8 protein-coding genes are annotated in these 11,024 nt (G+C 56.2%); 5 read left to right on the top strand and 3 right to left on the bottom strand.

What is annotated here, in order from left to right; translation table 11 throughout:
• Positions 1 to 48: 48 nt before the first annotated feature.
• Positions 49 to 963: an aldo/keto reductase gene (locus tag LAP85_04045; GenBank protein MBZ5495550.1), complete on the top strand. Its 915-nt coding sequence runs from the start codon at positions 49 to 51 to the stop codon at positions 961 to 963.
• A gap of 222 nt (positions 964 to 1,185) precedes the next feature.
• Here the strand turns inward: LAP85_04045 and LAP85_04050 are convergent, their stop codons facing one another.
• Positions 1,186 to 2,154: an NAD-dependent epimerase/dehydratase family protein gene (locus LAP85_04050; protein ID MBZ5495551.1), complete on the bottom strand. Its 969-nt coding sequence runs from the start codon at positions 2,152 to 2,154 to the stop codon at positions 1,186 to 1,188.
• A gap of 223 nt (positions 2,155 to 2,377) precedes the next feature.
• Positions 2,378 to 3,817 carry an aldehyde dehydrogenase family protein gene (locus LAP85_04055; protein MBZ5495552.1) on the bottom strand — a complete coding sequence of 480 codons (1,440 nt, stop codon included), beginning with the start codon at positions 3,815 to 3,817 and terminating at the stop codon, positions 2,378 to 2,380.
• Between the two features lie 1,519 nt (positions 3,818 to 5,336).
• Here LAP85_04055 and LAP85_04060 point away from each other — a divergent pair.
• Positions 5,337 to 8,246, top strand: a complete 2,910-nt coding sequence (locus LAP85_04060; protein ID MBZ5495553.1) for a hypothetical protein — start codon at positions 5,337 to 5,339, stop codon at positions 8,244 to 8,246.
• 185 nt (positions 8,247 to 8,431) lie between these two features.
• On the opposite strand, the gene LAP85_04065 is transcribed toward LAP85_04060, so the two are convergent.
• The gene (locus LAP85_04065; GenBank protein ID MBZ5495554.1) at positions 8,432 to 9,157 is read right to left on the bottom strand and encodes a serine protease; all 726 of its coding nucleotides are present in this window, start codon (positions 9,155 to 9,157) and stop codon (positions 8,432 to 8,434) included.
• A 107-nt stretch (positions 9,158 to 9,264) separates the two neighbouring features.
• On the opposite strand from LAP85_04065, the gene LAP85_04070 reads away from it, so the two are divergent.
• The 3 genes from LAP85_04070 to LAP85_04080 all read left to right on the top strand — a co-directional run bounded on the left by LAP85_04070 (position 9,265) and on the right by LAP85_04080 (position 11,019).
• Entirely contained in the window at positions 9,265 to 9,402 is a 138-nt protein-coding gene (locus tag LAP85_04070; GenBank protein MBZ5495555.1) for a hypothetical protein, read from the top strand.
• Between the two features lie 349 nt (positions 9,403 to 9,751).
• Complete coding sequence (locus tag LAP85_04075; GenBank protein ID MBZ5495556.1) at positions 9,752 to 9,985, top strand: hypothetical protein; 234 nt, start codon at positions 9,752 to 9,754, stop codon at positions 9,983 to 9,985.
• A 65-nt stretch (positions 9,986 to 10,050) separates the two neighbouring features.
• The gene (locus LAP85_04080; GenBank protein MBZ5495557.1) at positions 10,051 to 11,019 is read left to right on the top strand and encodes a hypothetical protein; all 969 of its coding nucleotides are present in this window, start codon (positions 10,051 to 10,053) and stop codon (positions 11,017 to 11,019) included.
• Positions 11,020 to 11,024: the final 5 nt, after the last annotated feature.

Raw genomic sequence — 11,024 nt, forward strand, 5'->3', positions numbered from 1 at the left:
TCGAAACCGCCGGCAAAGGTTCTCCGGCTAGGATCTTGTCCAGACGAAATGGGGCCGTATCTTGAAGATCGTGTAGGAAACAAGTGTTCAAGGTCCGGCCCTATTTCGAGGAGAGATTTCCGGCCCGGCGTGAGCTTGTCGATTGTGGGTTTGGGCGGACTGACGCTCGTGGGCATGAGCCAGGAGCGCGCAGATCGCCTGGTTGCAGACTCTGTGGGGTGCGGTGTTGACTTATTTGATGTCGCTCCTTCGTATGGCGACGGCGAAGCCGAGGAGATGCTCGGCCGTGCACTGGAGCCCTACCGAAACCGCATATTTCTCTCCTGCAAGACTTCCGAGCGCTCTGCGACCTGCGCCCGCCGGGAGCTGGAACAATCGCTCCGGCGACTGAGAACCGACCATATCGATCTTTACCAGTTCCACGCCGTCAACAGGGCGGAAGATGCCGGAAGCATCTGCGCGCCCGGCGGCGCCGCGGAAGCCTTTCTGCTCGCTCGCGAGCAAGGGCTGGTACGCTTTCTCGGTTTTTCTTCGCACTCGGTTCCGGTGGCCCTCACCATGCTTGACCGCCTCAGTCTCGACGCGGTCCTTTTTCCCGTAAACTACATCTGCTACGCCCGGGGCAATTTCGGGCCTCAGGTGATGGAAAAGGCGCAAGCGCGCGGCGTTGCGCGCGTGGCCCTGAAGGTTCTGGCCCAAACCGCCTGGCGCACGGGGGAAATCAGGACCTTCCCGAATTGCTGGTATCGTCCGATCGAGGACCCGGGCCTGGCTCTGCTGGCGCTTCGTTTTTCTCTCTCCGAAGATGTATGCGCAGTTCTGCCACCGGGAGACGAGCGCCTGTATCGCATGACTCTCGAACTGGCTGCAGGATATTCACCACTCACTGCGGCGGAACGCAGCCGATTGCTCGACGGCGCGCGCGGCCTGAAACCAATCATGACGGCAAAGAAGAGGTACTGAGAATTGAGTGATGAGTCATGAGCGGGTTGCGGCGGTAATGTTCTGGACTGGATGATTTATGAATATGAGACCGACATGCAGTTTTGGACGCGGAAAAGCGCTGACCGCCGCCGACCGTTCGGTCTTGGTCGGCGTTCATCCGCGTCCAGTCTTGTTGCTTTTCACGGGCGTGCGGCTCTGCTTCATAGATAATTCAGGCTAGATCCGGCTAAGAGGCAGTATCTACTTGATTGTCCCCGGCTTTGCCATGCGCGCCTGCAGGTGCGCGAGCATATCCCGTGTCATGGACTCCAGGTCCCACTCGGGCTTCCAGCCCCACTCCTTACGAGCAGCGGAGTCGTCGATCGAGCGTGGCCAGGAGTCGGCAATTGCCTGGTGGTAGTCGGGTTCATAGGAGATCTCGAAGTGAGGGAGGTGTTTCCGGATGCAGCCGGCCAGTTCCCCGGCGCTGAAACTCATGGCCGCGAGATTGAAATCGGAATGGTGGCGCAGTCTCGAGAAATCGGCCTCTGCCAGCCGAATGGTCGCCTGAATTGCATCGGGCATGTACATCATGGGGAGGACCGTGTCTTCCCTGACGAAGCACGTGTACCGGCCCTTTGCCACCGCGTCATAGAAGATCGCCACGGCATAGTCGGTGGTGCCGCCGCCCGGCGGGGTTTCGTGCGAGATGATCCCCGGATATCGCAGGCCGCGCACGTCGAGCCCGAAGTGCTGCACGTAGTAATCGCCGAGCAGTTCGCCGCACACTTTGGTGACGCCGTACATCGTGGACGGCTTCAGCACCGTCTCCTGGGGCGTGTTCTCGAGCGGGACACCCTTGCCCCAGACCGCGATCGAACTGGGTATGATAATGCGCGCCATGCGGTGGCGCAGGCCGAGCTCGAGGATGTTGAGCGTGCCGTTCATGTTGACCTGCCAGCAGAGCTGAGGATTCCGCTCCCCCGTGGCCGAGAGGATAGCCGCCAGGTGGAACACGGTATCGATATCGTATTGCCGGATGATCCGCTCGAGAGCGTCGATGTCCGTGACATCTGCGCTGTGAAACAGGCCAATGTCCTTGAGCCTCTCGGGCGGCTGCGGCCGGCAGTCGGTTGCAACGACATTGTCCGCGCCGAAACTGCCGCGCAAGGCAGACGTGAGTTCCGACCCGATCTGACCCAGGGCCCCGGTGACCATGATCCTCTTGATTTCCTTCTTCACGGATGATTCTCCTCCTCGATCCCCGGAGCGGCCGTCGGCTCGAGCGTACGCTTATGTTATGAAGGCGATCTTACCGTGTTGCGCCGGCCCTGCATGGCCGCGCAGCGGCAAGGCAGTAGTATAGTGCGGCACACACCCCTGTCAAGCCAAACAGCCTTCCCGACCGCAGCGGACTCGGATCGCCAGGAGCCCGGCTTTTCTGCACCTGGCTTCAATCGAGGCTGACCCAGACTGACTTCACCTGGGTGTAGAGGTCTATGCCCTGCTTGCCCAGCTCCCGGCCGAAGCCCGACTGCTTGTAGCCCCCGAAAGGTGACTGTTCGGAGAGCATGTTGTAGCTGTTTATCCAGATGGTTCCGGCGTGAATTTCGCGGACGATACGGTGGGCTTTTCCTATATCCCGAGTCCACACCGCCGCGGCCAGCCCATAGATCGTGGCATTTGCCTTCTCGATCAGCTCGTCCGCGTCGCTGAACGTCAGAGTCGCCAGCACCGGCCCGAAAATCTCTTCCTGGGCGATGCGCATTCCCTGCGCGACGCCGTCGAATATGGTCGGCTTGACGAAGAACCCGCGGTCGCCGGCACGCCCTCCGGGCAGGACCTGCGTGGCACCCTCCAGCCTGCCGGTTTCCACATAGCCGAGAACGCGATCCATCTGCGCTCTGGAGACCAGTGCGCCCAGGCGTGTCGTGGGAAGAAGCGGATCTCCGGGCTCCAGCTTTCGGGCGCGTTCGAGCAGCCTTTCCATCAGCTTGTCATGGGCTGCCTCTTCAATGAACAGGCGAGAGCCGGCCGTGCAGACTTCGCCCTTCCCATAGAAAATGCCGTTGATCGCTCCTTTGGCCGCGGCATCGAGATCCGCATCCGCGAAGACGATGTTCGGCGATTTGCCGCCGAGCTCGAGCGAGACTCTCTTCAGGGTGTCGGCGGCGCTGCGCATGATCTCCTTGCCGACTGCCGTGCTGCCGGTAAAGGAAATCTTGTCGACGTCCGGATGGGCCACCAGTGCCCGCCCCGCGCTTTCGCCGAAGCCGGGGACGATGTTGACCACGCCGTCGGGCAGGCCCGCCTCCTGGCACAGTTGCCCGAGCCGGAGGCCGGTGAGCGGGGTTTCCTCCGCCACTTTTACCACGGCCGTGTTGCCGCAGGCGAGCGCCGGGGCCAGCTTCCATGCAACCATGAGAAGCGGAAAGTTCCACGGGGTGATGATGCCGCACACGCCGTACGGTTCACGCAGCGTGTAGTTGAAGAAGTTCCCGGGTACGGGGATGGTCTCCCCCTCGATTTTCGTGCACCAGCCGGCGTAGTAGTAAAAGGTCTCCGCGGCTGCCGGGATGTCGACGTTGCGCGATTCGAAGATCGGCTTGCCGTTGTTCAAGGTTTCGAGTCGCGCGAGTTCGTCGGCGTTTTTCATGATGAGGTCGCCGACCTTCCAGAGCAGCCGGGCGCGGTCACGCGCCGGCATGGTGCGCCAGGACTTCCGGTTGAAAGCGGCGCGCGCGGCGCCGACGGCGGCGTCGATGTCAGGTGCGGCCGCTTCGGCCACATCTGCCAGCAGTTCCTCGGTGGCCGGATTGAAGGTGGGGAAAGACTTACCCGAGGCCGCGTCCTGAAACTTGCCTCCGATCAAAAGCTGTGTGGGTGTGTTCATGAAACGGCTCCTTCCCGATACCGCGCGTAGCAGCGGCTGTGAAACCTCACACAAGTCATCAAAACATACCGCTATCCGGCCGGCTTCCGCAATCCGCTGCACATGCCGCGAATCGGCTTCGGAGTGCGGCGGCACGACGCCGCTTTCAGAACAGCCTCTCATGCGCCAGGGGTGCACCCTACGGCGCATGGAAATCGGGGCGATGTTGGGAGGCAAGAAGAGGGTCGCGTCGGCGCCCGCGACCCACGTCGCAGGCGCGGGCGGCCCGACCGCACCCGGCCAGGTTCATTTTCGAAGCAGCCGCTCATGGGCCGGGGCGCACCCACGAGCATGAAAACGCATGCATGTCTGGTTGGCGAATTGTCGGGATCGGTATCGGGATCGCAATCGGTAATGCTATCGGCTTTTGCCAGCTAAGAGTTCCGATGGCGATGGCGATAGCGATACCGATCCTGGCGCTTTCCACTTGTTGTCTCTATTTTGAAGCAGGTTTTCGATCTCTAATCGGTCTTTGAATTGGCGCGAGGTCGTGTTACGCTAGTGCGCGTTGCAGCGGGACATCTTTGAGCATCTGAGCCCGGTGTGACACCGCATTCAGTCGACAGGGTGGGCCGTTAGCTCAACTGGCAGAGCAACTGACTCTTAATAATTCCACGGCACTTTGCACCGAGTGGGATACGTGAGTCTGACCGCGTAAAATCAGGGTTTCTGTGAGGGGCGATGTAAGCCCATACTCCTCAAAACTACAGCGTACTCTCTACAAATTCTGCTACAGTGCTCCGCGTCCTCGGGCTCCACAGCGCCGAAAAAAAGAAAGTGAAATGAACTACAGCTCCGTTCGTAATGCTCGCGGGGCTACACCGAATCCTGCATTGGATGCGAGGGGGTTTTCAATGCGAGAGGAGCGGTGTGGTCCTGCTTCTCCGCTGCGATCCCGTGCTGGTAACAGGCAGGATAGGGTCTGCTGCCGTGTCTTGGGGCTTCTGAGCCCCCCACAGTAAGGGCACAATGCGTCGCAGGTAATCTAGGCAAGGGGGACACATGAACGTGGGCTCCTGCGCCCCGTAGGGAGCGCGGGCCACACGACGGGCTGCATTCTCTGCGGAAGCCTCCCACGCGACGTACCGTCGCGCGGCAGCTATGCACTCTCTGCGCTCCCGTTCCCTGCACTGAAGGCGCGTGGATCTGCTGGCTCCCTCGCTCTCCTCCCGCGCTCCATGCTGGAGCGTTGGTTCCCTGGCTGGCGTCGAGTCTGCATTGCCATTTCCGTCAAGGCTCTATTGCCAAATCCTGCGCCCATGCGCCCGGATGACCCCCTACCCCCCGGATACGGGTCCCTTCTGCGACGATGGGGCATACCTCGCTCTGTATCCGCGCAACAAAAAAAATTGGACACGGCATTAGCTGCAGTGTGGGTTGTCAGGCATCAAGGTAAATAAAGCCTTTTGCAGATTGACCGATTGCGCCATACAATCAGTCTTTTAGTCTTTCAAAAAAGCGATTGCCTGGAAGCGCACAAATGCCCAAACAACGAAACCGCGAGGAAGTGGTAAACACGCAGCTCGCCATTCTTATCTCTCGCCTTGGTGTCACTGCTGACGCGGAGACCATTCACGTTCATGGCCGTCATCGCCCCGATGTCCTGTTTCAGCTTCGGGGTCTCCGTGTTGTAATAGAGGGAAAATTCGCCGACCATCCGAATGCTGAGCAAACTGTTCTAGACGATGCTCGCAGACGTGTCCAGAGCGGCATCGCCCATATAGCTGCGGCAACGGTTTACCCCGTTGCTCTCCGTAGTACAACAACTACCAAGGTTCTTGATGCGCTGAGCGCCTCCCAGCTTAAGTATCGTATCGTTGCCGAAACACGCGAAACAGAGGACTGGTTTGAAGGCACTCCTGCATCTCTGATGGACGCCCTTCGACATGCCCAGGAAGGTCTTACCAAAGATGATATTGTAGAGCAGACAGCTAAATCGCTTTCGGCACACCTGGACGTAGTTGCAAAACTATGGAGGGACCAGCAGGGATCGTGTGATCGCTTATCCCAAATCCTTGGGCTTATACCGCCGAAGGGGGAGACCCGTCAGAAGGCGGAGGAACGTCGAGAAACGGCGGCTAAGGTGTCTGCACTAGTCCTCGCCAATGCCTTTATTTTTCAAGAACAGCTTGCAGGAACAGATAGCCGTGTCCCTGGCCTTCGCAAACTTGAAAATGAGAAAGACATCGTTGGAGCTGCGGCGAAACATTGGAAATGGATTTGGAAGAAAATCAATTACGTTCCTATATTCCAACTCGGAGAACGCGTTTTGGACGAGCTTCCAGTCAATGCTAACTCTGCATTGGCAACCCGTTCTCTGCTGGCTGAGGCAATCAGCATCTGTGCTCAGCAGGCTGCCCTTCGCCACGACCTCATGGGCCGTATCTATCATTGGCTTTTGCATTATGCAAAATACCTCGGCACCTATTACACGTCAGTCGCGGCAGGCACGCTCCTCCTAAAGCTGACTATGGCCGCAAAATGGAAACAGGATTTTAGCTCTCCAACCGAGCTAGCCCGCTTTAAGGTGGCTGATCTCACATGCGGCACAGGAACGCTGTTGATGGCAACAGCCCAGGCTATAACCGACGTTTACATCCGTCAGCGTGCCGAACGGGGTCTTCCTCTTGATGTCAAGGATATGTCCGCGCTGCATCGGGTTCTAATGGAGCACGTGCTTCATGGCTACGACGTTCTTCCTTCTGCCGTGCACCTAACTGCATCAACCTTAGCTATGCTGGCCCCCGAAGTGGCTTTCGTAGGGATGGGGCTATTTGTTATGCCGCTCGGCATGGATCGCGGAAGAGCTAAACTCGGCAGTTTGGATTTTCTCAGCAACAACAAAATTCCGACGCAAATGGCTCTTGATTACTCACATTTGGGATCTGTTCGTGCTGGTGCATCATCCTCTAAGGCATCCATGGCGGAACTGCCAGAATTGGACCTCTGTGTGATGAATCCGCCTTTCGTTCGCAGTGTAGGGGGGAACCTGTTGTTTGGCTCGTTACCTGATGAACGAGGAGAACTTCAGGCCGAATTGAAGCGACGGGTAAAACTAATCGGAGCCAGTGCCACAGCAGGCTTAGGGAGTGTGTTTGTGGCCTTAGCTGACCGCTGGCTCAAGATAGGAGGCCGCCTAGCGTTTGTGCTCCCGGCAGCCCTGGTTTCCGGGGAGGCTTGGGCCAGCACACGACAGTTGATCGCCACGAGCTATCATCTGGAAACGGTCATTTCAAGCCATGACCCGGAACGCACAAATTTTTCAGAAAACACCGACCTTTCTGAAATCCTCTTCATCGCCCGAAAGCGCGAGAAAAAGGAAGAACCTGGACGCACCACGTACATCAACCTATGGCGAAATCCACGTTCAATTCATGAAGCAATGGACCTCGCAAACCGAATCGTTCGGGCAGGTGACCCTGTGACAATAGAAGGTTGTGGATTAACCACAATCAGTGGGTCTAGCGGCAAGCTGGGTGAAATCACCACAGTATCCGCCGCTACGGGCGAGCAGAATTGGACAGGTGCTCTCTTTGCACAGACTGAACTCATACGAGCATGCTGGAGCCTCCAGTCTGGAAACGTTCGTCTACCGGGCGTGGAACCCTCCAGAATTCCGGTGTGTCGGCTGGACAGTTTGGGTGGCCTCGGTTATGACCGGCGCGATATTCATGATGCTTTTACCGTCTCCACCGAGGACTGGTCGGCCTATCCTGCCTTTTGGGGTCATTCCTCGGAAAAAGTTACGTCCATTGCCCAGACGCCAACGGCTAACCTACTTGCACGGACTAAGCCCGCAACAGGAAGGAAGCTTAAGAGTGCAACCGAAGTGTGGTCTAAGGCTGGCAGGGTCCTTCTTGTGGAACGTCTATGGCCCGTAACACACCGAGTTCTTGCAGTTGGATTCGGCACAGAGGTTCTTGGTAACACGTGGTGGGCTTTGAAATCGGACTCGCTGACGCTGGATCAAGAGAAGGCCCTCTTGTTGTGGCTCAATAGTTCGCCCGCAATTCTTTTGTATTTTGGCCGCCGCGTTGTAACACGTAGTGCATGGATGCAAATGAAAAAGCCAGCTTGGGCATCTATGCCGGTTCTTGATGTAAAGTCGCTATCCATGACGCAGCTCGCATCCTTGGCAGCTTCTTACGATGCACTTTCACACCAAGGTTTAGAGCCGCTTTCGCAATTAAGTTTAGATCCTGTGCGCTGCCAGATAGACCTTGCAATCAGCGAAACGCTCACGATTCCCGAGCTTTCGCCTATCCGTGAACTACTGGACCGCGAACCCGGATTGAATGCAAAAAGTATCGTGCCCCGAGATGCAGAACAGGGCGTGTTGCCTATTCTCGCCGAAGATGACGAAGATGATGGGCAATCAACATTGTTCTGACCCCCTCCAGGCTACTGGGAAGAATTGCAGGCGTCCGCTGAACCCATCGGCGAATCTGCAACAATAATTTTCTGAAATAAAACCCTTTGTCGTGAAACTACATGGTTGCACGGACCGGTGCTGCTACATGGAGCCCAAGTGCAGGACTGAGCCCTCGCAGTCCTGCCCTGATCGGAGTCTTTACGTTAGTCTGGATCGCGCGGAGGTTCCGTGGAAGGACTTGCGGACATTTGGGATTTTTTTTCTTGCTCTTGTTTTTGTTTTTGTTCTCTAGCGTCGTCCATAGATTGTATCTTGCTGATCGTATCATGAAAATGTGATACATCTCTAGCAATTGCAAGGCCAGGAAGCGCCGTGTTGCTGACGTAAGCTGACACAATACCAATTATCTGTACGCCTTCAGTTTCAGTGGCATAAATAACCGGCCCGCCGCTGACACCTTCGATAGCCACACCATCAATCAAATATGTATGTTTCCCCTCCTGCCAGGCGCTAATCATCCCGGAAAAAAAACACAAATCATATGGAGCAACACTTGGGAATCCAAGCCAGCCAACCTCCGTACCAATCGTAAGTGGCACATCGGTTGGAAGCAACGGTATTATGGTTTCGGGAAGCTTAAGTTGAGTTGCCACTGAAAGGAGTATAACGGCCGAGTCGGTGTTATAGTCCGAGAAAATGATATATTGTGGTGACTCCTTAAGGAATACCTGAGCAAAAGAAGGATAAGCTAGAATTTTGATCGGTTGCTGCCATTCGTCGGCATAAGAAACAACATGCCTGGCTGTGGCAATTCCATAGAAGGACTTATCCCTATTATAGAAACATAGAAACCCAGTACCATGTCCTTGAGGCGTTTCGATTCTGACGATATAAGGGGTCACTTTATTTACAATTGCATCCCAGTTCATGGCGAACTCCCTACTACTGTTATTGGATTTATCATTTGCAAATATATCATTTTAGCTCATTAGAATAAAAGTACAAAAGGTTCTTTTTTTTAACCGACCATAACATTATGCTCATCGGCCCTCCCGGTTCGGGCAAGATGATGCGGGTCCGGTGTCTGCCCCGGCACTGGTCCCCTCTTCCGGGACAACCCATGCCTCTCCGCACACCTCTTGCATCAACACGGGCAGGGGATGGGTGCCTATGAACTGGGAATGACTCGGAGGATCGCCCAGGACGTGCAACCTCCTCGATCCCCTTGCCAACTTTAGACTTGCATCTGCCCACCCATTTGGGCTACCCTTCCACCGCAGCTCAAAACCTCTGAGAGGCCGCCCACGGGCGCTCCCCCGCCTCGCAGATTCTCTTGGAGGTCCCCATGCGAATGAAAGGAGCCCATGCGGTCACCGCATTTGCCTGGGAGCCTCCATTTCTTGCTTGCCGCCCCTGGGTCAAGCGACACCTTCGTGGGGGATCGCGGCAAGAGCATCCGCCTCATCGTTGTGCAATCCGCCGGTTCTGATGAAACAGCCCAGCCCGTGGCGAATGGAGGAAGGATGGAAAACAGAATCAACGACCCACAAATCTCCGCCGCCCTACTGGCGATTCGGAACCAGCATCACAACCTCGAAGAGACGATTGCCAGCCTGGTTGACGTAACCCTTTCACAGCCAGTGGGCAAGCTCAGGAATGCACTGCTCCAGGAGGTGAGCTGCCTGGACTCCATTGCGGACCTAATGCGGCAGGCGCTCGATTCGGTTGCTCCTGAGCGGGGACGACGGGTCTGTTAAAATAGGCGTTCCCGAGGTGACAAAGGAAATTCGGACCCCGGTCTGGATCAGAAAGGAACAGCCACATGTTCCTCAGAGTCTATAAATGGGTAGTGCTTATCGTGGCACTCGGCCTGTTTCTCGTTCACGCTCACCGTCCTGGCCTAATGCCAATGGATACCATTTCCATTGCGCTCCTCGTCATAGTAGTGGTGGCCCCCCTTCTGGACCAGATTGAGTACATCAAGCTCGGTAAAGCTGAGATTGGATTAAGGAGAAAGGCACAAGAAGTTGAGCAGGTCATCGAGAAGGAAGCCGTGACTGTTCGTATGCTACCCCGCCCGGATGTTTCCCATGTGGGAATCTTTCTCTCACATCCAGACGAGATTCTCAATCTGGCAAAGAGTAAGCCTCAGCTTGCCTTTTTCAGAATCAAGAGTGAACTGACCAACGGACTGAGAGGATTCGCCGAGAAAGCCCTGACAGGGCTCGGACCACTCGCACAGCCTCCAGTGTCATCACTTGAGGATGATGAAGATGTCGTCCGAGAACTCTTGAACCGTGGCTTTCTGACGCAAGCGCAAGGAAAGCTTTTCAGTAACCTCATGACTTGGCTGTCACTACCAGATTTGGGATATGAACCCTCCCTTAGTGACGTGTCAATCGTGCTTGAACATGCCAACTTGCTGGGAACCACAGTAGGCATTCCACCCGGTAGTTTCGGGATCAGCGTCGAACCTGTACAGGTGATTGTCAGCACTGGTCTAACTGAGAGAATCGGCTCTCTTCAGTTTGCGCAGCGTTCAGATAAAAGTCGGGCAGGTCGCATCACGATTGCATGTGGACTTCCCATTACTGGAGCGTGGCCTGATGTCAAAGTCACTGGAACGGGTGCATTTGTCAATGCGAGTTTAGATTACACTAGGAGTCCGTCCGAGAATTGTCTGATTTCTATTGATCGGCGGGCTCGAGAAATTTACCTTATGTTCCATGGCAAAAACATATCGTTCCTACTGTCCGGAGCAGCTCCTGCTGCTGCCGCCGAGCCTGCGTGATTGGC

Source organism: Terriglobia bacterium (genome assembly GCA_020072565.1).
Lineage (GTDB): Bacteria > Acidobacteriota > UBA6911 > UBA6911 > UBA6911 > JAFNAG01.